The organism is Candidatus Palauibacter scopulicola, assembly GCF_947581915.1.
In the GTDB taxonomy this organism is placed as follows: Bacteria; Gemmatimonadota; Gemmatimonadetes; order Palauibacterales; family Palauibacteraceae; genus Palauibacter; species Palauibacter scopulicola.
This window is the reverse complement of the sequence record NZ_CANPWG010000021.1, coordinates 1-23968: the sequence shown is the minus strand read 5'-3', so window position 1 is coordinate 23968 and position 23968 is coordinate 1. Positions and strand designations below refer to the sequence as shown.

Annotated in this window: 22 protein-coding genes; 9 read left to right on the top strand and 13 right to left on the bottom strand. The window is 70.5% G+C overall.

The window, feature by feature from the left end; genetic code table 11:
- Positions 1 to 3 precede the first annotated feature (3 nt).
- Positions 4 to 1029 carry a YpdA family putative bacillithiol disulfide reductase gene (locus tag RN743_RS04135; protein WP_310776542.1) on the bottom strand — a complete coding sequence of 342 codons (1026 nt, stop codon included), beginning with the start codon at positions 1027 to 1029 and terminating at the stop codon, positions 4 to 6.
- A 147-nt stretch (positions 1030 to 1176) separates the two neighbouring features.
- On the opposite strand from RN743_RS04135, the gene RN743_RS04130 reads away from it, so the two are divergent.
- From RN743_RS04130 to RN743_RS04120, 3 genes are all read left to right on the top strand, one after another.
- On the top strand, positions 1177 to 1959 hold the full coding sequence (locus RN743_RS04130) for a class II aldolase/adducin family protein (protein ID WP_310776540.1): 783 nt from the start codon (positions 1177 to 1179) through the stop codon (positions 1957 to 1959).
- A 71-nt stretch (positions 1960 to 2030) separates the two neighbouring features.
- The gene (locus tag RN743_RS04125; protein ID WP_310776538.1) at positions 2031 to 2291 is read left to right on the top strand and encodes an AbrB/MazE/SpoVT family DNA-binding domain-containing protein; all 261 of its coding nucleotides are present in this window, start codon (positions 2031 to 2033) and stop codon (positions 2289 to 2291) included.
- Entirely contained in the window at positions 2287 to 2703 is a 417-nt protein-coding gene (locus RN743_RS04120; RefSeq protein ID WP_310776877.1) for a type II toxin-antitoxin system VapC family toxin, read from the top strand. The genes RN743_RS04125 and RN743_RS04120 overlap by 5 nt, the downstream gene beginning before the upstream one ends.
- Positions 2704 to 2718: 15 nt before the next feature.
- Here the strand turns inward: RN743_RS04120 and lhgO are convergent, their stop codons facing one another.
- Genes lhgO through RN743_RS04100 form a run of 4 tightly spaced genes read right to left on the bottom strand, consistent with a single transcriptional unit; the run spans position 2719 to position 8201 of the window.
- Positions 2719 to 3918, bottom strand: coding sequence for an L-2-hydroxyglutarate oxidase (gene lhgO, locus RN743_RS04115; RefSeq protein WP_310776536.1), 1200 nt, complete (start codon positions 3916 to 3918; stop codon positions 2719 to 2721).
- Positions 3915 to 5138, bottom strand: coding sequence for a crosslink repair DNA glycosylase YcaQ family protein (locus RN743_RS04110; RefSeq protein ID WP_310776534.1), 1224 nt, complete (start codon positions 5136 to 5138; stop codon positions 3915 to 3917). Before RN743_RS04110 ends, lhgO begins: the two co-directional genes overlap by 4 nt.
- On the bottom strand, positions 5138 to 5974 hold the full coding sequence (locus RN743_RS04105; protein WP_310776532.1) for a hypothetical protein: 837 nt from the start codon (positions 5972 to 5974) through the stop codon (positions 5138 to 5140). Before RN743_RS04105 ends, RN743_RS04110 begins: the two co-directional genes overlap by 1 nt.
- Before the next feature lie 49 nt (positions 5975 to 6023).
- On the bottom strand, positions 6024 to 8201 hold the full coding sequence (locus RN743_RS04100) for a S9 family peptidase (protein WP_310776530.1): 2178 nt from the start codon (positions 8199 to 8201) through the stop codon (positions 6024 to 6026).
- A gap of 95 nt (positions 8202 to 8296) precedes the next feature.
- On the opposite strand from RN743_RS04100, the gene RN743_RS04095 reads away from it, so the two are divergent.
- The 6 genes from RN743_RS04095 to RN743_RS04070 all read left to right on the top strand — a co-directional run bounded on the left by RN743_RS04095 (position 8297) and on the right by RN743_RS04070 (position 15718).
- A complete protein-coding gene (locus tag RN743_RS04095) occupies positions 8297 to 9544 on the top strand; it encodes a DUF418 domain-containing protein (RefSeq protein WP_310776528.1) in 1248 nt (415 codons plus the stop codon).
- A gap of 52 nt (positions 9545 to 9596) precedes the next feature.
- Positions 9597 to 11660, top strand: a complete 2064-nt coding sequence (locus RN743_RS04090; protein ID WP_310776527.1) for a M1 family metallopeptidase — start codon at positions 9597 to 9599, stop codon at positions 11658 to 11660.
- Between the two features lie 148 nt (positions 11661 to 11808).
- Positions 11809 to 12099 (top strand): hypothetical protein, encoded by a 291-nt coding sequence (locus RN743_RS04085; RefSeq protein ID WP_310776525.1) that lies wholly within the window; start codon positions 11809 to 11811, stop codon positions 12097 to 12099.
- Positions 12096 to 13031, top strand: a complete 936-nt coding sequence (locus tag RN743_RS04080; RefSeq protein ID WP_310776523.1) for an ABC transporter ATP-binding protein — start codon at positions 12096 to 12098, stop codon at positions 13029 to 13031. Before RN743_RS04085 ends, RN743_RS04080 begins: the two co-directional genes overlap by 4 nt.
- The gene (locus RN743_RS04075) at positions 13028 to 13861 is read left to right on the top strand and encodes a hypothetical protein (RefSeq protein ID WP_310776522.1); all 834 of its coding nucleotides are present in this window, start codon (positions 13028 to 13030) and stop codon (positions 13859 to 13861) included. The genes RN743_RS04080 and RN743_RS04075 overlap by 4 nt, the downstream gene beginning before the upstream one ends.
- Positions 13862 to 13945: 84 nt before the next feature.
- Positions 13946 to 15718: a stage II sporulation protein M gene (locus RN743_RS04070; protein ID WP_310776519.1), complete on the top strand. Its 1773-nt coding sequence runs from the start codon at positions 13946 to 13948 to the stop codon at positions 15716 to 15718.
- On the opposite strand, the gene RN743_RS04065 is transcribed toward RN743_RS04070, so the two are convergent.
- The 8 genes from RN743_RS04065 to RN743_RS04030 form a co-directional block, all read right to left on the bottom strand.
- On the bottom strand, positions 15696 to 17003 hold the full coding sequence (locus RN743_RS04065) for a DUF58 domain-containing protein (protein WP_310776518.1): 1308 nt from the start codon (positions 17001 to 17003) through the stop codon (positions 15696 to 15698). The genes RN743_RS04070 and RN743_RS04065 overlap by 23 nt on opposite strands.
- Positions 17004 to 17014: 11 nt before the next feature.
- Positions 17015 to 17962 carry a MoxR family ATPase gene (locus RN743_RS04060; protein WP_310776516.1) on the bottom strand — a complete coding sequence of 316 codons (948 nt, stop codon included), beginning with the start codon at positions 17960 to 17962 and terminating at the stop codon, positions 17015 to 17017.
- Positions 17959 to 19215: a DUF4350 domain-containing protein gene (locus tag RN743_RS04055; RefSeq protein WP_310776514.1), complete on the bottom strand. Its 1257-nt coding sequence runs from the start codon at positions 19213 to 19215 to the stop codon at positions 17959 to 17961. The genes RN743_RS04060 and RN743_RS04055 overlap by 4 nt, the downstream gene beginning before the upstream one ends.
- On the bottom strand, positions 19173 to 19865 hold the full coding sequence (locus tag RN743_RS04050) for a hypothetical protein (protein WP_310776512.1): 693 nt from the start codon (positions 19863 to 19865) through the stop codon (positions 19173 to 19175). The genes RN743_RS04055 and RN743_RS04050 overlap by 43 nt, the downstream gene beginning before the upstream one ends.
- Positions 19862 to 20761, bottom strand: a complete 900-nt coding sequence (locus RN743_RS04045) for a hypothetical protein (protein ID WP_310776510.1) — start codon at positions 20759 to 20761, stop codon at positions 19862 to 19864. The genes RN743_RS04050 and RN743_RS04045 overlap by 4 nt, the downstream gene beginning before the upstream one ends.
- A gap of 3 nt (positions 20762 to 20764) precedes the next feature.
- A complete protein-coding gene (locus tag RN743_RS04040) occupies positions 20765 to 21262 on the bottom strand; it encodes a DinB family protein (protein ID WP_310776508.1) in 498 nt (165 codons plus the stop codon).
- 2 nt (positions 21263 to 21264) lie between these two features.
- Positions 21265 to 22659: a hypothetical protein gene (locus RN743_RS04035; RefSeq protein WP_310776506.1), complete on the bottom strand. Its 1395-nt coding sequence runs from the start codon at positions 22657 to 22659 to the stop codon at positions 21265 to 21267.
- Positions 22656 to 23968: alpha-amylase/4-alpha-glucanotransferase domain-containing protein (locus RN743_RS04030; RefSeq protein WP_310776504.1), on the bottom strand; the 1313-nt coding region annotated here is incomplete at its 5' end. The genes RN743_RS04030 and RN743_RS04035, both read right to left, overlap by 4 nt.

The window sequence follows — 23968 nt, the reverse complement described above, 5'->3', positions numbered from 1 at the left end:
AATCTAGAGGGCGGTGCCGGCCAGGTGGGCGGCGATCAGGGCGCCGTGCTCGCGGCCGTTCTCGATGAAGATCTTGTTGGCGTTGAAGCCGGCGGCAATCACGCCGGCGATGTAGACGCCCGGGATCGACGTTGCCATGGTGGCCGGGTCGTGAGCGGGGATTCCCGTGCCGGGATCCGCGGCGACGCCCAGGCTCGTGAGCAGGGCGGCGTCCGGCCGCCAACCCGTCATCGCCAGCACCCAGTGGTTCGCGACCTCGGTCTCTTCGCCTGTCTCCTCGTCGACGATCGTGGCCGTGCCCGGTCCGAGCGCGGCGACCCGGGAGTTCCAGTGCATCGGGATCTCCGCGGCGGCGATCCGGTTTTCGATGTCCGGGCGCACCCATGGCTTCACGCCCCGGTCCAGCGTGTCGGCGAAGTGGACCATCCGTACGCGAACGCCGTTGCGGTACATGTCGAGCGCCGCCTCGACGGCGGAGTTCCCACCCCCCACGACGATGACGTCCTGGTCGAAGAAGGGATACGGTTCCCTGTAGTAGTGGACGACACGGTCGTGCGGGCCGTCTCCCTCGAACTCCAGCCGGTTCGGCGCTCCGAAGCCTCCCGTGGCGATGACCACCGCCCGCGAGGCGATCCGCCGCTCGCGTCCGTCCCGCGTTCGGGTGTCGAGCGTGAAGGCGCCCGCCTCCCGATGGATGGCCGTGACCTCCTCGTACTGGCGGACGTCGATGCCGTGGTGAGAGACGACCTTCCGGTAGTAGGCGAGCGCGTCGCGGCGGGTGGGTTTCGGCTCGGGAATCGTGAACGGCACGCCGCCGATCTCCAGCAACTCCGCCGTCGAGAAGAAGGTCATGTAGGAGGGATAGCGGGTCAGCGACTCCGTGATGCACCCCCGGTCGAGAATCGCGTAGCTCAATCCGCGCTCCTTCACGGCGACCGCCACGGCGAGCCCGCAGGGGCCGGCGCCGACGATGATCACGTCAAGCGGTTCGGTCTCGGCGATGGAATCCGGCATGGTCGGCGCTGTCACCCGCACTTTCCCGGGAGGCTTCGTGAGCGCGGGATGGTAATCGCTGGACCGGGAACGGGGAACCGGGAGAGCGTCGCTCTGCTTGATCCGGCATGTGGAGCTTGAGAAGTTGGTCGAGGTTCAGGTCCGTTCTTCAGGAGGCAGGCGATGAGCACGGTCGAGACCGCATTCGCTCCCATTCCGTCCCCGTCCGGGGAATCTGTCGACGAAGCCGCGATCCGGCAGGCGCGCGTCGACTTCGCGGCGGTGCACCGGATCATCGTGCACGAGAACATGCACGAGGGCACGTGGAACCACTTCAGTTGCAAGGTGCCGGGGAGGCCCGGACACCTGCTCATCACGCCCGGGCAGACGCACTTCTCGCGCGTGACGGCCAGCAATCTGGTCGAGGTGGGCCCGGACGGCCGCCCGGTGGGCGGCGACGGGCGGCTCAACGTGAGCGCGTGGGCGATTCACGAGCCCGTCCAGCGCGCGCGGCCCGACATCATGTGCGCGCTCCACATCCATGCCCCGTACAGCACCGCGCTCGCCTCCATCGACGGGTGGAGACTGGATGAGCGCGGCAGCCAGAACGCGGCGGTGTTCTTCGGGAACTGCGCCTACTTCGGATACGAGGGCATCGTCACGGAGGCGGACGAGGGCGAGCGCATGGTCGAGGCGCTGGGGGACAAGCGGGTGCTTTTCCTCGCGAACCACGGGGTGCTGATGGTCGGCGACACGATCGAGAAGACGATGCTGTGGCTCTACCAGCTCGAGCGCGCCTGCATGAACGAGATGCTCGCGCTCCAGACGAGCCGGAAGATCCGCCCGATCCCGGTCGAGGCGGCGCAGCACAACGCCGACATGTCCGTCGAATCGGCCGGCGAGGCCGGCTATCTCGAGGGCATGAAAGAAATGCTCGACGCCGAAGGCCACGACTACGCCACCTGACCTGCCGCGCCTGAGGGATCCGGGCGTGTCCGAGCCTTGCGCAACGAAGGTAAGGCGGCCACCTTACCACAATGCGAACCACTATCTCCACCAAGGGGCAACTCGTACTCCCGGCTGAACTTCGGCGGCGGGACGACGTCGTTCCCGGCCAGGAATTCGAGATCAAGCGGCTTGGGCGGGGGGTCTACCGCCTCGCGCGCACGCCGGCGGCCGTGAACGAGGGCCTCGTCGACCATCTTCTGACCTGCCCCGAGAAGGGTTGGTTCATGCCGGTCCCCTCCGACTCGACGGCCGACCTGCCGCTCCCGGTAGTCGGGGAGCCGGACGATTAGATACCTCGTCGATGCCAATGTCCTTTCCGAGGCGACCAGGACGAGACCCGATCCGCGCGTCGTCGCGTGGTTGCGCGACCATGAACTGCAGATCGTCGTCAATCCCGTTGTACTCGGAGAGATCTGGTACGGAATACGATCAATGACCCCCGGGAAGGGTCGCGACGCGCTCGAGTCATGGTTCGAAGAGGTGGTGCGCAGAATCCGATGTGTGCCGCTGGATGCGAATACGGGGCTCCGCTGGGCGGAACTCTTGGCACACCTCCGCTCGCGCGGGCGGCCGATGCCTGTCAAGGACAGCCTGATTGCGGCCACGGCCCTTGCCCGCGGGCTCGTCGTCGTCACACGCAACCGAAAGGACTTCGAGCCCTCGGGGGTCGAGATCTTCGATCCGTTCGGAACGGCCGACTAGTTCGCCCGAAGCCGGTCAGAGTTGCTGGAGGGCGCGCTCCGCGATGTGGCGTCCGATGGCCAGGCAGGCGGTGGCGGCGGGGGAGGGGGCGTTGAGCACGTTCACGACGCCCGGCCCTTCCCGGATCACGAAGTCGTGGACCAGGGCGCCCTCCGTGTCCACGGCCTGCGCGCGGATGCCGGAGCGCCACGTCTCGAGGTCGCGCACTTCGAGTTCGGGCAGCATGGCGCGCGCCTTCCGCACGACGGAGCGCCGGTCCAGGGAGCGCCACTGCTCCTCGACGGCGGTCCGCCAGTGGGCCTGCGCCAGACGACGGAAGCCGCGGTAGCTCAACGCTTCGAGGGCGTCGGGCAGGCGGCCCGACAGGCGGCCGTAGGCCTCCCGGCCCCAGGCCCAGACCGCGTTCGGCCCGAGTTCCACACGTCCGGCCGCGTTCCGTGTGAAGTGGACCCCGAGATGCGGGAGCCGCGGATCCGGAACCGGGTAGATGTGGCCCCGCACGAGCCCGGCGGCGCTTTCGGAGAGGCCCCGGTACTCGCCCCGGAAAGGCAGCACCTTGAGATCGGGTTCGTGCCCGAGGATCCCCATCACGCGGTCGACGTGCAGCCCGGCGCAGTTGACGACGACGCGGGCCGCGATGTCGCCCGGGGGGCCGGCGAGCACGGTGCGGCGCCCGGAGCGGCGGGCTTCCCGCACCTCGAAGCCGGTGCGGATCGGGTGGCCGTCGCGGGACAGATCCGCTGCGAAGGCCCGCGCCACGTCACCGAAGTCGACCGCCCCGGTGGCGGGTACGTGGAGCGCCTCGACGCCGCGCGCGTGCGGTTCGATCTCCGCGATTCCGCCGGGGCCGATCCGCTGCATGGCCACGCCGTTCGCCGTCCCGCGCCGCTCGAGTTCGGCGAGCGCCGTGAGCTGATCGCGAGAGGTGGCGATGACGATCTTGCCGGTGCGCGTGGTCGGAATGCCCCGCTCGGCGCAGTAGCGAAACAGCCGCTCGGCCCCCTCGGCGCACAGCCGCGCCTTGAGCGACCCCGGCGCGTAGTACAGCCCGGCGTGGATGACGCCGCTGTTGCGACCCGTCTGGTGCGCCGCGACCTCCGGCTCCTTCTCCAGCACGGTGAGCGAGAAGTCCGGCCGCGCCCGCCGGATCGCGTCGGCCGTGGCGAGCCCGACGATGCCGCCCCCGATGACGGCGATGTCGAGAGGCTTCGTCATCCGGGCTCGGCCCGGCCGGTCGGCGGCATGGTGATGTCGGTCGCGCCGAGGAAACCGGCGAGGTCCGCGACGGCGTCGCTCAGCCCGGCGTCGAACCGCGCGCTCGGGGTGAAGTCCGGTTCGAGGTGCAACGCCCGGATTTCGAGCGCGCCGCGGTCGCGGTGGAGTTTCGGGTCGAGCCGGCCCACGAGCCGGCCCTCGTGCAGGATGGGCAGGACGTAGTAGCCGTACTTCCGCTTCTTCGCCGGGACGTAGATTTCGACCGTGTAGTGGAAGTCCAGGAGTTCGGCGGCCCGCTTCCGCTGCCAGAGCAGAGAGTCGAACGGGCAGATGAGCGTCGTCCCCGCGGGCTCCGGGAGTCGGTCGATGCCGTCCAGGTGTTCGGGCAGGGCATAGCAGGGCCCGCGCAGGCCTTCCACCTCGACCTCGACGATCCGCTTCTTCCGCAGGTTGCGGGCGATGGTCCGCCGCCGCTCCGCCGCGTTGAGTTCCGGCCCGGTGAAGTAGTTGACGAGGTGCCGCTCCGGGGCGATGCCGCAGCCCGAAAGCCCGATGAGGAGCCAGCTGTCGTGGTACTCCGCCAGCGTCGCGGCCGGCCCGTCGGGGTAGACGCGTTCCGCCAGGCCATAGACGCAGCGGAAGTGGCGCCGCCCCGCCACGGCAACCCGGCCATCGTGCCAAAGGAGTTTGAGTGACCGCTTGTCTTCGCGCAGACGCCAGCCGAGCGAATCGGTCTTCTCATCCAGTTCCGCGGGCTGTGGCGCGAAGTCGGCGCTCTCCAGCGGGCCTTCGGCGCGCAACCGCCGCAGGACACGCCGCTTCGATGCGGTCGACGTCGAGTAACGGTCCCACCACTTGCGGCCCGACCAGCTCGGGGGTGGAAAGCGCCGCATGCGCCGTCGTCCGAGGGGGAGATGAGAGATGGGAAGGATCGAGGCTTCGTGCCCCCAGTACTCGTAGGCGAGGCGGTCCCCGTACACCCACCGGTCCACATCGGCGCGGTCGTACGAACCGAACCGGCTCCACAGGGTCAGGTAGTGGGCCCGGTCAACGACGTTCACGCTGTCGAGTTGGAGTGCACCCGTCCGTTCGAGATGGTCGACGAAGGCTGCGGGGTCGAGCGGCGTCGACCCGCGGGGCCGACCGAACCCCTGGCGGTGCAGCCACAGTCGGAGGGCCGCCTCCCGGGTGAAGCTCGGGAGTCTCCGGCGGGCCGTCATCACGCGTGCTCCCGTCGCACTTCCGGTTTCCCGCGCCCCTCGGGCTTCCCGCGCCCCTTCTTCGGCGTGCGCGCCGACGCCGGATCGACGAGCCGGAGCTGGTCGAGGGGCACGTAGTAGCGGGCGTAGCGGCGCCCGTCGGACCAGCGCGGAGCCCGCGAGTCCTCCACGAGCACCGTGGCGCGCTTGGTGATCCGGTTTACGCGTCCCGTCAGGGGCCGGCCGCGAAAGGCGAAGATGACGCGGGAGCCCACCACGATGCCGCCCCGGGCGGCGCGCTCGGGGCGAGTGATGAGTTGGTGCGTGTGGGCTCGATGCAGGAAGATCCGTCTTGCGATCCCCTGGAAGCGCGACCTCCCGCAGTGGCTCTCGCTCCAGCACAGGTACTCTGCGAGGTGCACGAGTTCGTGCTCGAAGATCCGCTGGAGCGCCTCCAGCCGGTTCGCGCACGGGAGACCGCACGCGGTCACCTCGCGAGCATCCTCCCCGAACCCATCGAACAGGATCGTCGTCGCGACCGCGATCTCGAATCGTGGAGCGCCCTGCGGAGTCTCGATGCGCGTCGTCTTGCCCCCGGCGCGGGTCATGCGCCGGGAAAGGCGAAATCTCAGCCGGTCCGGCCCGAGGATGCGCCCGCAGAGACCGTCCAGGAAGCGCCCGTCGTAGGCGGCGAACAGGCGGTCCAGGTCGGCCGTGTGGATCCGCGTGAAGTTCGGCTCACGAACGTGCGGGGAGTCGGCGAGGAGGCCCTCGCCAATGCGGCGCGTCCAGTCGGCGATGAGGACGGCCCCGGGATCCCGCTCGAGCAGGACCCGGGACAGCGTCCGCCTCAGCAAGCCACGGCCGGCGACCCGCCTCCGGGCGCGACCATCCCCCGGACCCGCGTCAGCGGCCCGCGCCTGCGGCCGTAACCGCCTCCGACCCTAGATGCTTCCGGAACCAGGTCAGGATCCTCTCGGAGACATCCATCGTGAACTTGGGTTCGCGCGGCCCGTGCGGCGTGCGCGGGTACACAACCATCTCCGTCGGCACGCCGCGGCGGTCGAGGGCGCGGTAGAACTCCTGCCCCTGCGTGAAGGGGACGCGCAGATCCTCGGCCCCGTGAATCACCTGCGTCGGCGTGACCACGTTCGCGATGTGGTACATCGCCGAGTGCCGCTCGTAGCGCTCGTAGTCTTCCCAGAACTCGACGCCCATGTGGCCCGCGAGATAGTCCTGGATGTCCGTCGTCGTCGTCATCGAGATCAGGTTCGGGAGTCCGGCTCCCATGCTCGCCGCCACGAAGCGGTCCGTCTGCGTGACGGCCCACGACGTCATGTAGCCGCCGTAGCTCCAGCCCATGAGGAGGAGGCGATCCGGGTCCGCCACCCCCATGTCGATCACGTGGTCGACCCCCGACATGAGGTCACGGAAGTCGCCGTAGCCCCAGTCCTGGAAGTTGGCGTAGCGGAAGTCCTTCCCGTAGCCGGTGGAGCCGCGGGGGTTCGGGCGCAGGATCGCGAAGCCCTGCTGCGCGAAGTACTGGAGCATGTAGATGGCGGGCGAGCCCGTGAAGTTCTGGCTGTACACGCCGGCCGGCCCGCCGTGCACGTTCAGGATGAGCGGCACGCGCTCGCCTTCCTCGTAGCCCACGGGGTAGGTGAGGAGCCCTTCGATCTCGAACCCCTCGGTGGAAGTCCACGAGACGAGTTGCGTGCGTCCCATCTCCGGGCGCGGCACGCCGGCATGGAGATCCGTCACCTGCTGTGGGGAGTACCCGTTCGTGGGCGACACGAAGACGTCCCACGGTTCGTCGGGGGTCTGCCACGTGAAGGCCATGCGGCTCGCGTCGTCGTTGAGCGCGACGGAGCCCACCACGCCGTCCCCGTAGGAGATGAAGCGCATCTCGCCGCCAGCGGCCGGAACGGCCAGCACGTGCCGGCGCGTGCCGAGCGTTTCGAGCAGCAGCAGTTCGGAGGAGTCGCCCGACCAGCCGAGGACGAAGGCGCTCCGGTTCGGCGTCTCGAGCCGGCGGGCCTCGCCGCCCTCGGCCGGCATCACGTATACGTCGCCGAGGCCGATCGGCTCCGGCTGATTTCCGGTCGACACGTAAGCGATCCAGGAGCCGTCCGGCGACCAGTGCGGACTCCCTTCGATCCCTGCCCCGCCCACGAGGAGCGCGACCTCCCCGACCGCGGCCGGATCGGCGTCGGCGCCCTCGGCCGGGTCTTCGTCCTCATCCGCCTCGGCTTCCCGCGCGGCCAGGATTTCACCGATCTCGGCGGCGTCCGGAACGGTGGTCGTGGAGAGGTCTCCGCTCAGCCGCCCCGTATTGATGCGGGGATCGACCTGGTGCGCGAACACGATCCGTCCCCCCTCCGGAGCCCAGCTGAAGCCGGTGATGTGGAAGTCGCCCGCCGTGAGCCGAACGGGAGTTGCGGGCTCGTCCGAGTCCGCGTCGATGGCGGCCACGTACAGGTGCGAGAACTTGTAGTTCCGGTCCACGAGGATCACGTCCCGCTTCTCCTCCCGCGCCTTCTTCTCCTCCGCGGTCGGCGGATCCCGCATGAGGAAGGCGATCCGCGTCCCGTCCGGCGACCAGCGGTACCCCGCCACGGACCCCTCCGCCTTCGTGAGCTGCCGCGCCTCGCCGCCCGTCATCGGCAGCGCCCACACCTGGCTGCCCGCCTCGCCCTCTCCGTCGCGGCCGGAGGTGAAGCTCAGCCACGCGCCGTCGGGCGAGAACTGCGGCGACCCCGCCGACGCCTCCCCACGCGTCCACTGCGCGGCCGGTGTCCCGTCCGCGTCCGTCATCCAGATGTGACTCAGGTACTCCGACTGCGGTCCTTCCATCAGCGGCTCGCGCACGACGAAGGCGATGCGGGAGCCGTCGGGGGAGATCGCGGTGCCGGAGACCGCGCGGTACTGCATGCTCAGCGCCGGGGTCCAGGCGTCGTCTGCCTGGGCGCGGGCTTCGGGCGCCCCGAAGGAGGCGGCCAGTACGAAGACCGCGGTCAGCTGGAGGATCCGCCGCGGCGTGCGGCGGAGGAAGGCTTGAGACAGAATGTTCATGGACCCGGACATGTTTACACCTCTCGGTTCACTCGGCGTCGTTGCGTGCTCGCGCAGCGCACCACGCGTCCAACATAGCGAACAGGCCACAAGCGAACAGGCAACAGATGTCCGAGACTCTGCCGGCCAGTCACGCTCCCGCGCCCGTGTCGGGATCCGAGCGCATCCATGCGATCGATGTGCTCCGCGGCGTCGCGGTGCTGGGCATCCTCATCGTCAACATCTGGAGCTTCGCCTGGGTCTCCGCCGCGTACCGGAATCCGTCCGTAGCCCCCGGCGGCGGCCTCGCAGGCGCCGACTTCTGGATCTGGGCCGCGGTCAACGTATTCGCGGACACGAAGTTCATCTCGATCTTCTCCCTGTTGTTCGGCGCGGGGATCGCGATGATGAGCGAGCGCATGGACCGTCGCGGCGTCCGTGGAGATCGGCTGCACTATCGCCGCCAGTCCTGGCTCCTCGCGATCGGACTTCTTCACGCCTACGGCATCTGGCACGGCGACATCCTCGTCCCCTACGCCCTCTGCGGCTTCATCCTGTACGGGTTCCGCGACTGGGCGCCCCGCCGCCTGCTGTGGACCGGCGGGTGTGCGGTCGGGATCGTCGTACTCGTCATGGGTCTCGCCCACTGGTCGGTTCCGTACTGGCCGGCCGGGGAGCGGGCCGAGGTCGCGGCTCAGTGGGCGCCCCCGGCGGCGGAGGTCGGCGCGGAGATCGAAGCCATGCGCGGGGGCTGGGCACAGCACATGCCGGTCCGTGCCTACTACGCCATCCTCGTCGAGACCGTCGCTTTCGCGGGATACCTCGTGTGGCGGGCGGGTGGGCTCATGCTCGTCGGGATGGCCCTCTACAAGCTGGGCGTGCTCTCGGCGGCCCGGCCGGCCTCGTTCTACCGCCGGCTCGCCCTCTGGGGGCTCGGGCCGGGCCTGCCGCTCGCCGCCGCCGGGGTCTGGTACAACGTGGAGGCCGGGTTCGCGTGGGAGCAGTCGAAGCTGGGAGGGACCCTCTTCAACTACGTCGGCTCCGTCGGTGTCTTTCTGGGCTACGTGGGCCTGGTGATGCTCGCGGCCCGGAGCGGGCGCCTGACTCGCGCCCGGGCGCGCCTGGCCGCCGTCGGTCGCATGGCGTTCACGAACTACATTGCCCAGAGCGTGCTGTGTTCACTCATCTTCTACGGCCACGGGCTGGGCCTGTTCGAGCGGGTGGGGGGCGCGGCGTGCGTCGGCATCGTCGTGGCGATCTGGGCACTCCAGCTGGCGTGGTCGCCGTGGTGGCTCGCGCGGTTCCGCTTCGGACCTCTGGAGTGGCTCTGGCGTACGCTCTCCTACGGGCGGCGTCAACCGATGAGGATCGCGTGAGCGAACGGACAATGAACGTGGCGACGGACCCAATACCGCAGAGGGAGGTTCGATGAAGGCAACCGGCCCGGGGCCGCGCACATGCTCCGCAACCGTGCTTGCCGTGCTTGCCGCTCTGGCGCTGCCGCTGCCGGCCGACTGGTCCTCGTGCGGCGGGCTGGCGGCGCAGGAAGCTGAACGGGAAGCGCGGGAGGCGGCGGAGGCGGCCGAACTCGCGCGCCGCGACTCCCTGCGCAGGATCTTCGATCCGGCGGGCGCCTTCGAGCCCATCGACCTTCCCGAACCCGGCGAATTTCGGGATGCCGCGGGCGCCCCCGGCGCGGCCTACTGGCAGCAGCGGGCCGACTACCACATCCGGGCGACGCTCGACGACGACCGCATCGAGGGCACCGAGCGCATCACCTACACGAACAACAGCCCCGATTCGCTCACGAGCATCTGGGTCCAGCTCGATCAGAACCTCTTTCGCGAAACCAGCTACGGGGCGCTGCGAGCGGAGGAACTCGGTGGGGACGTCCGCCACGGCGGCTTCTTCAGGGACGGCGGTTTCGTGATCTCGGGGGTGCGCGCCGACCTCGGGGGCGAGATGACGGTCCCCGAGTACCGGACCGAGGACACGATGATGGAGATCCTCCTCGGCGAACCCCTCCCTCCGGGCGGGAGCCAGGTCGAGGTCGAGATCGATTTCGCGTTCGAGATCCCCGAGACAGGCGGCGACCGCATGGGGCAACTCGACATCCGGGGCGGGATCATCTATCAGCTCGCGCAGTGGTATCCCCGCGTCTTCACCTACGACGACGTGAACGGATGGAACCAGTCTCCCTTCCTGGGGCAGGGCGAATGGTACCTCGAGTACGGCGACTTCGATGTCGAACTCACCGTCCCGCGCGAGTTCATCGTCGTCGCCACCGGAGAACTCCTCAATCCGGAGGAGGTCCTCACGCCGATGCAGCGCGAGCGGCTCGCGGAGGCCCGCCTCTCGGAGGAGGCGGTCCACATCATCCGACCGGATGAAGCCGGCGAGGATCACACGCGGCCGCCGGGCGAGGCGCCGCTCACCTGGCGCTTCCGCGCGGAGAACGTGCGCGACTTCGCGTGGGCCACGTCCGACCGCTTCGTCTGGGACGCCGCCGGCTGGGAGGACGTCCTCATCATGTCCGCCTACCCGCAGGAGAGCATCGGCGGACCGGTGGGCAGCGGCTGGGAGCGCTCCACGGAATATCTCCGGCACAGCGTCCGGCACTATTCGGAAAAGTGGTTCCGCTATCCATATCCCGTCGCAATCAACGTGGCCGGCCTCGCGCTCGGGATGGAATATCCCATGATCGTCTTCTGTTCGTGGCGGTCGCGCGGCGCCTTCCTCTTCTCCGTCACGGACCACGAGATCGGACATACGTGGTTCCCGATGATCGTGGGCTCCGACGAGCGGCGGTACGCCTGGATGGACGAGGGGTTCACCACCTTCATCAACTACTATTCCGGCATCGAGTTCGCGGGCGGGGAGCCGATCCTGGGCGAACTCATGTCCCCCGCCCAGATCGCGACGGACACGCGCCTCCCGAGCTACGCCGTGTACACGCCGGCCGACAGCATTCCGGAAGCGGACATCGGGGTTCTCGCCTACAACAAGCCGGCCGCTGTGCTCGTCCTCCTGCGGGAGGAGATCCTCGGGCCCGAGGTGTTCGACGAAGGCTTCCGGGAGTACATCCGGCGCTGGGCGTACAAGCACCCGCAGCCGGCCGACTTCATCCGCACGATGGAGGACGTGTCGGGGCGGGATCTCGACTGGTTCTTCCGGGGCTGGATCTACGATGACGCGATGCTCGACCAGGCGATCGCTTCCGTCACCCGTGTGGGGGACACGACGCGGGTCGTGTTCGAGAATCGTGGAGGCATCCCGATGCCGCTCGAGGCGCGGATCCTCTTCCAGGACGGAGAAGAGCAGCGATACGAGGTGCCGGTCGACGCGTGGCAGGCGGACGGCACCTATGTGCTGGCGGTGTCCGGCGGACCCGTGCGCAACGTCCAGATCGACCCGGACGGCGTGATGCCCGACGTGAACCGCGGGAACAACGTGTGGGGCCGGGGCATTCTCGGCCGCCGGCCTCCGCGATAGCGCCGCCGATCCGCGAGCGGCCCCGGACGGGGCTCCGGCGCGGCCCGGGAAGGGCCGCCCGTCCCGGCGCGGCGAAACCACGCGGCGAAACCACCGCGCCACGCCTTCCGTTCTTATGCCGGATGAAGCGCATGCGCAGGGGTGAGACATGGAAGAGATGATCATCGCCATCGTCGCGATCTTCTTCACGATCGGCATCCCGGTCCTCGCGATGGCGACGCACTTCGCCCTGCGGCCGCTGGTGCGGGACCTGGCGGAAGCGCTCGGGCCGATGAAGCGGGACCGGGAGACGGTCGCCCGGCTTACGGAACGGATCGAGCGGCTCGAAGGCGAGAACCGGGAGCGGGGCGAACTACTGGATCAGCTCGCGGAGGCGGAACTGTTCCGGCGGCAACTCGAAGAGCGCGCCGGCGGCGAACGGCCACGGGAACTCACATGACGATCATCGAAACCGAAGGACTGTCCAAGCGGTACGCGGCGCTGCGCGGCGACGGGACGCTCGCCGTGGACCAGCTCTCCGTGCAGGTGGAGGCCGGGCAGGTGTACGGTTTCCTGGGGCCGAACGGGAGCGGCAAGACGACGACGATCGGGATGCTGCTCGGGATCATCAACCCGACCGGCGGCTCCTTCCGGCTGTTCGGCGGGGAGACACCCGCCGAGTTGCACGCCGCGCGCCAGCGGATCGGCGCCACGCTCGAATACCCCAACTTCTACCCCTACCTGAGCTGCCGGGACAACCTGCGGGTCGTGGCCCGGGTGAAGGGGAGCGACGAGGCGGACATCGCCGAGGTGCTCGACATCGTCGGGCTCGCCTCGCGCCGGAAGACGAAGTTCAAGGCGTGCTCGCTGGGCATGAAGCAGCGCCTCGCGCTCGCGGCCACGATGATCGGCGACCCGGAACTCATCATCCTCGACGAGCCGGCCAACGGGCTCGATCCGGCGGGGCAGCGCGAGATCCGCGACATCATCCGCGAACTCGCCAGCCGCGGGAAGACGATCTTCCTCTCGAGCCATATGCTGCACGAGGTCGAGCGCACCTGCACGCACGTCGCGATCATCGAGACCGGCCGCCTCGTCCGCGAGGGGAGCGTCGACGACCTCACCTCCGCCCGAACGGTGGCCGCCGTGGGTGCCGATGGGGACATCGAGACGCTTCGGCAGGCCGTGTCGGAGTTCGAGGGCGCGGGACATACGCGGGTCGAGGATGGCCGCGTCCTGGTGCAGATCGGGGGCGCCGGGCTCTCCGAGTTGAACCGCTTCCTCGCCGGCCGGGGGATCTACGCCTCGCACCTGTCGCTGGAACGGCAATCGCTGGAGGACGCCTTCATGGAGATCACGGGCACGCCCGACGGGTTTGGAGAGATCCAATGAGGGGCGCGCGGGCGTTCGGCGTGCTGCTGCGCAACGAGTGGTTCAAGGCGAGGAAACGGCTCGCCTTCTGGATCGCGCTCGGCTTCTACGCGTTCTTCACGGTGATGAACCACGCCCAGCCCTTCCTCGACAGCAGCGAGGGCTTCCGGCTCCCCGACATCTGGGCCGCCGTGTTCGGGGACGAATCCACCATGGTGGTGATCTTCGCCGCCCTCACGCTCGTGCTGCTGTCGGCGACGGAGTTCGGCTGGCGGACCGCCCGGCAGAATGTGATCGACGGCCTCTCGAAGTCCCAGTGGTTCTGGGGCAAATCGCTCCTGCTACCGCTGGTGGGGCTCGCCTTCATCGGCGTACACGTGCTGATCCCGACGGCGCTCGCGCTGATTCGGACCGACTTCGGGGCCGCCGAGGGACCGCTCGTTCCGCTGTCCGTCCTCCAGGCGGCCGGGGGACTCGGGCTGGCCTTCCTGAGCGTGGCCGCGCTCGCCTTCCTTCTGTCGCTCGTAATCCGCAGGACGGGAGCGGCGCTGGCGGTGTGGTTCCTGTGGATCGGCCCGATCGAGTCGGGGATGCTGCCCGTGCTCGTCCGCCGCTTCCTGCCGGACTACACCCGCTGGCTCGACTACCTGCCGTTCTCGAACACCTTCCCGCTCCTGGAATTCCGCAACTACGACGCGGCGACCTACGAGCGCTACGCCACCGCCGTCGAAGCCGCGGGCCGAACACCGCCACCCGCCGTCGACCCCGCGTGGCACCTGATCACCGCCGCCGCCTGGACCGCGCTCCTCGTCGGGATCGCCTTCATCTCGTTCCGCCGCCGCGACCTGTAGCAGGGCCCTTGCGCCCGCCGCACCACGGTTCCAGCGTGGCGTCTCCAGCATACGGGACGGATCGGGGATCGAGGTCGAGGTTGGATGATGGGTGACACGCGGGCGGGGCTGCATCGGCGGGTGTCGCTGGAGACGCCGGAGCACGTCAAGCTCGAATACCAGCTTGCGGACCTGGGGTCGCGCGCAGCCGCGCTTGCCCTCGACCTGGCCATCATCGTGGCGGCCCTCCTGCTGGTGGCGCTCGTCTTTCGTTACGCGGGCGCGCTCGGCCAGGCCGTGCTCTACATCGCCATCTTCTTCGCGATGTGGGGATATTTCCTCTTCTTTGAAGCCGTGTGGGACGGACGCACGCCGGGGAAACGCGCGCTGGGGCTGCGGGTGCTGCACGACGGCGGGGAGCCGCTCTCCTTCCAGGGGTCGGTGCTCCGCAACCTGATCCGGATCGTGGATCTGCAGCCGGGGGTGACGGGGATGGCCGGTGCCGCGTCGATCCTGTTCAACCGCCGCGCGCAGCGCCTCGGAGACCTCGTCGCCGGCACGATCGTGGTCCGGGACGCGGGCGGCGGCGAGATGTTCGGGGACGAGGCGCCGACGGACGGCCGCGCGGGTCGCCCGCGACTCTCCGCCGAACAGTTCGCGCTGGTGTCGGGTTACGTCGCGCGCCGGGCCGGGCTCGAACCGGATGTCCGGAGCCGCGTGGCGGCCTCGGTGTGGGATGCGGTGCGAGCGGCGGTGGGCGGGGACGGCCTGGGCGGCCTGGACTCCGAGGCGGCTCCCGACACGCGCCTCGTCCGGTTGCACGACGACGAAGCCCCGAGACACGCGGCGCGCCAGGGCGGGGCGAGCCTGCAGGCCGCGGCGATGGCGCGCGAGCGTCGCGAGGCGTGGGCCGCCTACACCGACCTCGTGGAGAAGGGGCGCGCCGGCGGGCTGGACCGGTTCAGCGAGGCGGAGGTGCGCGCGTTTGGCCGCCTGTACCGCGGCGTGACCGCGGACCTGGCGCGCGCGCGCACCTATGGCGCGTCGCCGGGGCTGCTGGAGGCGGTGGAACGATGGGCGGGAGCCGGCCACAACCTCCTGTACCGAGCGAAGGGCAGGGCGACGGTCCCCCTCGGAGGCTGGATCGCGCGCGAACTGCCGCGGGCGGTGCGGCGCCACCGCCGGCCGGTGCTCCTCGCGGCCCTGCTGCTCTTCGGGCCCATGCTGGCCTCGTACGCGGCCGTCCGCGACTGGCCGGCGAGGGCGCGTGCGATCATGCCGGCGGAGATGCTGGCGAGAGCCGAGAGCACCGCCCGTGGCGACATCAACGCCTCCTACATCGATGTCGACGGCGCCGCGCGGCCGGTCCTCTCCTCCGCCCTCATGACGAACAACGTGCGCGTGAGTTTTTTCGCCTTCGCGGGCGGGGTGCTCGCCGGCGCGGGCACGGTGCTGATCCTCGTCTTGAACGGCGTCATGCTCGGGGCCGGGTTCGGTCTGTATGCGAACAACGAGGTTCTGGGGGTGATTCTCGCCTTCGTCTTCCCGCACGGCGTGATGGAACTCACCGCCATCTGCCTGGCCGGCGGGGCCGGCCTGGGGCTCGGGTCGGCGCTGCTCGTGCCCGGACGGCGCACGCGCCGGGAGGCGCTGCGGGAGCGGGGCCGCGCCTTCCTCTCGCTCGTCGGCGGGTCGGTGCTCCTGCTGATCGTGGCGGGTCTGGTCGAGGGGTTCTATTCCCCGTCCGGACTTCCGGCCGTGGCGAAGTTCGCCTTCGGAGGCGCCACCGCGCTCCTGCTCGCGGCGTACTTCGGTTTCGCGGGCCGCGGCTCGGACGACGAGCCGCGCGCGGAGGTCAGAGCAGCCCCCGCTCCTTGATCTCGACGTACTTGTCGAGCGTGCGCACGAGCGCGTCGCCGGGCGGCGTGTCCACGACGAGGATCCCCGACTGGCGCATGACCTGAAGCGTCGTGGCGCGCGACTGCACGAGTTCCTCGGCGGCGGCGCGATGGAAAACCGCGGCCTCATCCACCGCGGGCCGCGTCGCGGCCGCTTCGAGCGCCGGGTTGCGGATGGCGACGGCCAGCGGCAGGTGCGCGCGCCCGATCCGGGCGAGCGAGGTCACGAGCGCCTGCGAGACGGCCTCGTCGATCACATCGCAGAAGAGGATGACGAGCGACCGCTTGCGGAACGTCCGGCCCAGCGTGGCGAGCGCGAGCGGATAGTTGGGCTCGACCGGCCGGGTCTCCACGCCCGCGAAGACCCGGGCCAGCGAGGCCGGATCGGATCGGCGCGGCGGCGACAGGTGCCGGATCTCGTCGTCGAACACGACGGTTCCGACGCGGTCCCCGTAGCTGCGCGCGCGGTTGGCCAGCATCATGCCCGCCGCCAGCGCAAAGTCCACTCGCTCCCGCTCCTCGATCCGCTCGCGCATGTGGCGGCCCGCGTCGATCGCGAGAACGACGTTCTGGCTGCGTTCCGCCTCGTAGTTGCGGACGACGAAACGCTGGCGCCTGGCTGACGCCTTCCAGTCGACGATGCGCGGATCATCCCCCTCGGCGTAGTCGCGCAGGCTCTCGAACTCGCGGCCGTCGCCCCACTGCCGGCTGCGGCGCGAACCGGCCGTGCGCAGGCCGCGCCGGAGCGCGTGGCCGCTGCGGTCGCGCAGCAGGCTCCGGATCCCGGGCTGCACCTGCAGCGTGTGCGCCGCGTCGACGGTGGAACGCCGCCAGGCGAATCCCCACGGCGAGCGGGTCCGCAGGTGGATCGCGCCCATCGCGAGAAACCCGCGCGTGCGCGGCCGCATCCTGTAGCCGATTCGCATGACCGAAGCGGGCGGGATGTCTAGCGGCACGCCCGCCTCCCACGCTTCATTCCCGTCACGTCCGGGGAGGCGGCGGAGGGAGGGATCGAGGTCGTCCGTTAGCCGGATGGAAAGCCGACGCTTCGTCGGGTTGACCAACTCGATCGCGACCCCGGCGATCTCCCCGAGCGCGGCGATGCGCGGCGCGGTGCGGGAGGCCGACGGAGGCCGCGTCCGTCGGCCGTCGATCCAGACCAGGAGGAGGATGATGGCGTCCGCCGCCAGGGCGCCGGATGCCGAGAACAGGAAGACGAACGAGGTCAGCCCCAGCAGCCACAGCGCCCGCCCGCTCGGGACCACCGCAATGCGGACTATCGGGGCGCCTCCAGCGTCTCGAGGAGCGCCCGCAGTTCGTCGTCCGAAGAACGTCCTTCGACCTCCGCCTCGGCGGTCAGCACGACGCGATGCCGAAGCACCGGGAACGAGAGCGACTTCACGTCGTCCGGGGTGACGAAGTCCCGGCCGTGCAGAAACGCCTCCGCCCTCGCGGCCTGGAAGAGCGCCACGCCCGCGCGGGGGCTCGCCCCGAGCGCGAACGCCTGATCGTCCCGCGTCGCCCTCACGATCCCGGTCACGTAGCGCCGAACCCGCTCGTCCATGTGGACGCCGTCCACCGCGCCGCGCGCCGCGAGCAGCGCCTCTCGCGTCAGCGGTTCGCCCATCGGATACGTCGCCTCGTCGTCCGCCCGGAACCCCGCCTCATGGCGGTCGAGGATCGCCCGCTCCGCCTCCTCCGGCGGATAGTCGATGACGACCTTCATCAGGAAGCGGTCGACCTGCGCTTCGGGGAGGGGATAGGTCCCCTCGTACTCGACCGGATTCTGGGTCGCGAACACCGTGAACGGCGCGGGCAGGGCGCGCGTCGCGCCGTCGACGGTGACCTGGCGCTCCTCCATCGCCTCCAGCAGCGCCGCCTGGGTCTTGGGCGGCGCCCGGTTGATCTCGTCGGCGAGGAGGAGGTCGGTGAACACGGGACCGGGCCGATAGCGGAAGTTCCGCTGCGTCTCGTCCAGCACGCTCACGCCGACGAGATCGGTGGGCATGAGATCGGGGGTGAACTGGACGCGGCCGAAGTCGAGCCCCAGCCCGCGGGCGAGCGCACGGACGGCGAGCGTCTTGGCCGTCCCCGGCACGCCCTCGAGGAGCGCGTGGCCGCGGGCGAGGAGCGTGATCATGAGCTGCCTGAGGACAGTCTCCTGGCCCAGGATCACCTTCTCGATGTCGCCCAGCAGACGCAGTGCCGCGTCGTGCGTGGTCATGGCTCCGCCCTTCGTCCGAGGTGGTCGTCGATGCCGGCGGCGACCATCGTCAGGTCCACCGGATCGGCGCGCAAGCCGCGTCGGATCCGGGCCAGCGCGGACTGTTCTCCCCGCCGGGCCTCCAGCTCACGGATCAGCGCCCGGGCCTCGGCGACGTCCCTGGGCGGAGGGCGCCGAGCGCCGCGCGCCAGCCGCGCCAGAAGGAGGAGAGCGGCCGTCTGCCGGGCCCGCGCCTTCTCGTACAGGTCGCCGAGGGCGGAGACGTGTTCCAGCGGAGACCTTCGTTCGAGGTCCGGCGGAGCGACGGCTGTCGTCGGGGCGCCGAAGCGCAGCCCCGCGCACGCGAGCGCCAGGAACGCGGCGAGGAGGAGTTGAAGGAGCGTGCGCCCCTCGGCCGAGCCGAAGACGAAACCCGCCCAGCGCCGCGCCGTGCTCTCGTAGCCGCGGATGCCCTGGTGGAACTCGGCGAAGAAGATCGTGTCGGCGGGCGTCGTGTGGGTCAGCACGGCCCGCATGACGACGAGCGCGAGAGGGTCGTCGGCGACGCGCCCGTTCGAGAGCGGCTCCGCATCGCTGAGGACCACGATGTGCCCATCCCCGAAGGGCATGAGGGCGGCGCCCGTCAACCTCCGATCCTCGTCGCTTCCCACGGTGAGCAGCGTTTGCAGGGGAGGGACGGACCGGGTGTCTTCGCCGAGTTCGCGGGACGTCATCCGCCGGAGCGCGCGGCGCGGAGCGCTCGGTGCCGGCAGGCCGTCGGTCAGCGAGTGGGCTGCCCACTCCGCCCCCTCCAGATCGCCCGGCCGGGGGACGCGGAACGCGATGCCGAGGGAATCCATCAGCGGCGTGATCCTCAACGCGCTGGAGATGGCCGGAAACAGTTGCGGCGCGTACACGAGGGTGCCCCCGCGGCGCACGCGCTCCAGGAGGGCATGGACCTCGACGGGGCTCGGTACGACGGCGGGCGAGAGCAGCACGAGCGTCCCCGGGACCGGATCCGCGTCGGCCAGCGGCGTGAGCCGGGGCGCGGTCGGGCGGCCGAACCGTTCGAGCCCGCGGGCGAACGCGGCCACGCCGTCCGGCGTCGTACGGAAGGAACTCCGCCTCACGTCGGTGGCAGTGCGTCCCGCCGGCCGGGCGAAGTAGGCGGCGAGTCCCGCCACCAGGGCGATCACGCCGACCCACGCGAACGTCCTGAACCTGCCGTCGCTCACGATGAAGCGGTCTCCCCCTTCGACCCGGATGTCGGGCACCCCGCGTCCCGCGCCAGATCCTCGAGGGCCGCGTAGCCTGCGGAGGTGGGCGCCTCCTGACCGAAGGAAAGTCCCTGGAAACGACGGATGAAGTGGCGGCCGGCGGCGGTTTCCATCTCGACGGCGTAATCCCCGGGCGTCTTGGACGGGTGGAACGCGACCGTGCCCTTCCCGTCGAGCGTGAGGAGGAACCCCTGGTAGAGCGCGCTCGCCGCCGGCCGGAACTCCCCATCGCCCGCCCGCGTCCGGGCGAGGCCAAGCCACTCGCGTGCCGAGCCGGGCGCGCCATCGTCCTCCAGACCCTCGTCCCGCCTCTCCCGCGCGCCCTGCACCCACTGGGGCCCGTGACGCAGCGCTACCGTCCCCAGCGCGATGAGCGCGGCCAGGACGACGAGGATGGCCAGCACTTCCATGAGCCCGCCGCCCTCATCGAACAGGAAACGTCGCAGCCAATCCCACGCATCGGAGAGCGTGTTCGCGATCCAATCGAGGATCCGCTGCCGGGCAGGCAGGGGCGGAGAAACGAAATCCGGCTGGGCGAGGATCTCCCGCAGCGCGTCGGACATCTCGCCCGGCGAGGGGAGGGGTTCGGCGGCGGGGGACGGCTCCTGCCCGGCCGGGAGAGCGGCGGGACCCGGGAGTCGGATCACCGATCGTCCGTCGCCATCGCGGTCGCGGCCGTCTCCAGGTCGGCGGCCTCCAGGCGCACGCGCCGATCGTGGTGGATGAGGAACAGCGTGGCCACCGCGAACGGCGTGACCAGCGACCCGAACAGCAGATCGAGCGTGTTTTGCAGCGCCATGACGCCCGCGCTGACGGTGCCCGCCGTTGCGGGCGACGTGAACATCTCGAAGCCTCCGAAGAGAGCGAAGATCCCCAGCGAGGGACCGTCGCGGATGATCAGCACGACGAGCATGATCCCGAGGATCCGGAGGCGGGCTCCCTTGCTGAGCTTCAGCGAGCGGCGTACCGCCTGCGTTGCCGTCCGCCCCTCCAGCAGGACGGCCGGAAAGATCGCGAAGGTGGTCCAGAACCAGAGTGCCAGGACCGCGAGCGCGGCCGAGAGCCCGACGATTCCGAAGAAAACCGCCGCTCCGGTGGCGCTGTCCGACACGGCGATCCCGATCCCCCCCAGGACGATGACCGGGATCATGGCGAGCCCGCCCGCCAGGAGGACAGCGAGCAGGGCGAGCAGGTGCCCTCCGGCGGCGCTCGGGAAGGGCCGGAGCACCCCCCGGTACGCCTTCTCCAGCGACGCCGGGCGACCCTCCATCCGTGCGCAGATGGCGACGGCGACGGCCAGCGTCGCGATCCACGAGATGGCCGCAGCCGGCAGCAGGATCGCCAACTCGAGTCCGATCTCGCCGAAGGCGGGGTTCCCCGACGGATCGACGCCCGTGCTGGGCACGCCGATCGCGAGGCCCATGGCATAGCCGGGGAGCGAGCCCACGAGCGAGATGAGGAAGTACAGTCCGAAGTCGCGCCGGTAGAACTGGATCGCACCGTCCAGTATCTCGCCGAACCCCAGGGGTCTCTGTGGTATCACGGGCTACTCCAGAATCCGGTCCTCGATGATGTGGGTGGCCGTCTCCCATTCGTCCAGCGGCGCGGACCACTCGCGGTCGCGGATGCGGCGCAGGTAGGTGATCTGCGCCAGATGGTAGAGATAGTGCTGGGCGATATGGAGGACGGTCGCCCCCATCCGCAAGGTCCTTTCTCCGTCCGGAGACGTACGCTCGGCCGCCAGATCCTCGTCGCTGCCGCAGGCGTTCACCTCGGCGATGATCTGTTCCTGAATCATGCGCATGCGGGCGGCGATCTCCTCCGCCGGACCGGGGGCATCTTCGTCGATCACGGGGACGATGCCGAGTTGCTTCAGGAACCAGACGTCCACCCGGTACATGTGGCGGCAGATCTTCCCGATCCCGCGCATCCCGTCCGCGGGCTGCCAGTCCAGGTCCTCGCGCGAGATCCCGTCGAGCACGGTGAACAGGGGTTGGCGCGCGGCTTCGAAGACCTCAATGGTGCGGGCGATCCGGGTCCTCATCCTTACGGGTTTCCTTTCGGTTGCAGGGCCTCGGCGATGAACTCGACCGCGCGGGGGATGGCGCCGTCCAGGGAGAGGAAGTCGTGCCCGCCTCCCTCGTAGATGAACGCCTCGAAATCGGGAGGGGTGCGGCCGAGCGCCTCCATCGTTCGCATCAGCGACTCCGCCTGGCTCACGGGCACGACGAAGTCCGCCGTGCCGTGATGTACCTGGACCGCGGGGAGATCGTCCGCGAAGAGGACGGATGAGCGGCGCACGAGTTCGAGGCGCGCCTCGGAAGTGGACAGCGTGCCCCGGACCAGTGGCTGCACGACGGTGGAATCGAGATGGATGAGGCCTGGCAGGTCCCAGGGGCCGTCGAGCGCGGTCTTCCGCGCGATGATCTTGATCCAGCCGTCGAAGAAGTCCGTCGGTCCGTAGAACGCCGCGATGCGTTCCACCCGCTCGTCCCGCGCGCCCGCGAGCAGGGCGACGCCGGCCCCCCGGCTGCCGCCGACGATGTGGATGGCGTTCGGCCGGGCCTCCGGCGTCGTCTCGAAGACGACGTTCGCGAGCGCGAGCGCATCGTCGACATCGTAGTCCCAGTGGCCCGAGGGCCCCTCGGACACCCAGCTCCGGTCCCCGTAGCGGAGCGGCTCGCTGCGGAATGAGGGGATCGCGTAGACGAACCGGCGGCTCCGCTCGCCGAGGGCCAGCGTCACGATATCGATCGCGTCGACCGATACGCCCCCGTCGCCCCCGTGAGTGTACATCAGCAGGGGCAGGGTCTCGGGAGCCGCGCCGTCCGGCACGATGATGGCGCCGAAGTGGCGGACGCCCGCCACCACATGGGAGACGATGCGGAGCGTGGCGGTCGACTCGCCGAGCGCCACTTCCTCGGTCAGTTCGACGGACACTCCCTCCGCGGAAACGTCGCGGCGGGCCCAGTCGGTCCGCACCGCCTCCACCTCGGTCGCCGAGGCGGGGGCGAACAGCGCATCGAGTTCCGCTTCCAGGTCGATCGCCTCGGCGCGGACCGTGGCGCCCGCCCGCCCGGCGGACGCCTCGAGGCGCTGCGGACCGGGGGTGGCCCCGAGCGTCCACGATGTCGCCGCCTCGCCGCCGGCGTCCGTGATCGTCGAAGTCGGATCCGCGATCCCGTGGCCGGCACCGGGCTCAAACGTGACGGCCGCGCCGGGCACGGGGCGTCCGCCGCCGTCGAGGACGCGGACCGCGATCGCTTCGGCCGGCGGGCGCCCCGGGACGCCGCGCTGGTCCGCCCCCGCCAGGACGACGATGGATGCCGGGCCGGTCTCGGCGGGCGCGACGGTGTCGGCTTCTCCGCACGCGGCGGCCATGGCGACGACGAGCGGGACCGCCCACCGCGGGCGCCGTGCGGAGCGCCCGTCTCCCGTCATCCCGCGCCTCCGGCGGTGTCGGGACCGCTCTCGGGACTCAGGCAGACGCGGGCACTCCCGGCCGCGGCCGGCCACGCGAGTTCGACGAGTTCACCCTGGTCGATCTCCTCGAAGCCGCGCTCGGACCGCGCCACCGTGACGATCCGCGCGCGCGACTCCCGCGATTCGCCGGCCCCCTCGGTCTCGACCCTCATTGGGTGCGCGAGCGGCAGCCGGGTGACGATGCGGCTGTCCGCGGGGAGGTCGCCCGCGCTCCAGTCGAGTCTCGCTTCGACCCCGCCGTCGCCTCGAATCTCCAGCGTCTTCTCGAGGCGGGGCAGGCCCGGCTCGGACTCGAGGCGGAGACAGACCCGACCGGACCCCGAGCCGGACTCGAGATCCGGGACGTCGGCGAGCCGGAACGGGTGCCGTCGCCAGTCCGCGATCACGGAGCGTCGCCGCGTGCCCGGACCGTCGGGCGGTGCGGCCGCGATCTCCTGCAGCAGCGCCAGAGGGGCACTGTCCGGGGCGGGCGCGGCCGGGGCCTCGGACTCACGGTCGTGGACCGAGGCGACCCCATCGTTCCGGGCTTGCGCCTCGCGCGAGAGGCCTGCGTCTCCCTCGCGCGTCGCGCCGGACTCCGAGGGATCCCGGTGGTAGGCTTCGAGCCGGCGGGAGAGGACGTCGGCGTAGTTCACGCCGTCCCGGAAGACGGTGAGGATCTCGATCGCGCCGCCGCGTTGGGGGCTGATCACGATGGAGCTCCGGGCCGAGTGGATCCAGATCTCGTCATGGCCGTCCAAATCGAAGTCGAGAATCTCGAACGCGATGCCTTCGTCCTCGCGCAGCCGCCGCTCGGCGGCGGAGAGTTCGCGCCAGACCGCCCGGCGCAGGTGGGGAAGGTAGACCCCGCCGAACACCCCGTGCCAATACGCGTCGTTGCACTGCGCCCGCCCGATGGCGCGCCTCGCCTCCGGCGGGTCGCCCCGCTCCCGACACAGACGGGAGAGCCGAAGCGCGGTCTTGTGCATGCGGTTCGACTCCGGGTATCGGCGCAGGAAGCCCTTCCAGTGCCCGCCGCGGATCAGCGGGCCGGGATCGGCATCGGTGCGGGCGGCGCCCGATGCCGTTCCGGTGAGCCGGCTGAGGCGCCGCGCGGCGGGGCGGGGGAGCGTCCACTCCTCCATCTCGCGGTACGCGCCCATCGCGGGGTAGACGAGCCCGCGGCTCGGGCCGGAGGCCGCCTCGCCCGTCGTGACCAGCTCCAGTTCGCCCCGCCCGCGGGCCGCGTTCAGCGACTCGAGGAACGCCTCCAGCCAGCCGCCGCCGT

Bases quoted from the DNA above. Each gene is read 5' to 3' on its own strand.
- RN743_RS04130 (WP_310776540.1), top strand. From the start codon at position 1,177: ATGAGCACGGTCGAGACCGCATTCGCTCCCATTCCGTCCCCGTCCGGG.
- RN743_RS04125 (WP_310776538.1), top strand. From the start codon at position 2,031: ATGCGAACCACTATCTCCACCAAGGGGCAACTCGTACTCCCGGCTGAA.
- lhgO (WP_310776536.1), bottom strand. From the start codon at position 3,918: ATGACGAAGCCTCTCGACATCGCCGTCATCGGGGGCGGCATCGTCGGG.
- RN743_RS04110 (WP_310776534.1), bottom strand. From the start codon at position 5,138: ATGACGGCCCGCCGGAGACTCCCGAGCTTCACCCGGGAGGCGGCCCTC.
- RN743_RS04100 (WP_310776530.1), bottom strand. From the start codon at position 8,201: ATGTCCGGGTCCATGAACATTCTGTCTCAAGCCTTCCTCCGCCGCACG.
- RN743_RS04095 (WP_310776528.1), top strand. From the start codon at position 8,297: ATGTCCGAGACTCTGCCGGCCAGTCACGCTCCCGCGCCCGTGTCGGGA.
- RN743_RS04090 (WP_310776527.1), top strand. From the start codon at position 9,597: ATGAAGGCAACCGGCCCGGGGCCGCGCACATGCTCCGCAACCGTGCTT.
- RN743_RS04085 (WP_310776525.1), top strand. From the start codon at position 11,809: ATGGAAGAGATGATCATCGCCATCGTCGCGATCTTCTTCACGATCGGC.
- RN743_RS04080 (WP_310776523.1), top strand. From the start codon at position 12,096: ATGACGATCATCGAAACCGAAGGACTGTCCAAGCGGTACGCGGCGCTG.
- RN743_RS04075 (WP_310776522.1), top strand. From the start codon at position 13,028: ATGAGGGGCGCGCGGGCGTTCGGCGTGCTGCTGCGCAACGAGTGGTTC.
- RN743_RS04070 (WP_310776519.1), top strand. From the start codon at position 13,946: ATGATGGGTGACACGCGGGCGGGGCTGCATCGGCGGGTGTCGCTGGAG.
- RN743_RS04060 (WP_310776516.1), bottom strand. From the start codon at position 17,962: ATGACCACGCACGACGCGGCACTGCGTCTGCTGGGCGACATCGAGAAG.
- RN743_RS04040 (WP_310776508.1), bottom strand. From the start codon at position 21,262: ATGAGGACCCGGATCGCCCGCACCATTGAGGTCTTCGAAGCCGCGCGC.
- RN743_RS04035 (WP_310776506.1), bottom strand. From the start codon at position 22,659: ATGACGGGAGACGGGCGCTCCGCACGGCGCCCGCGGTGGGCGGTCCCG.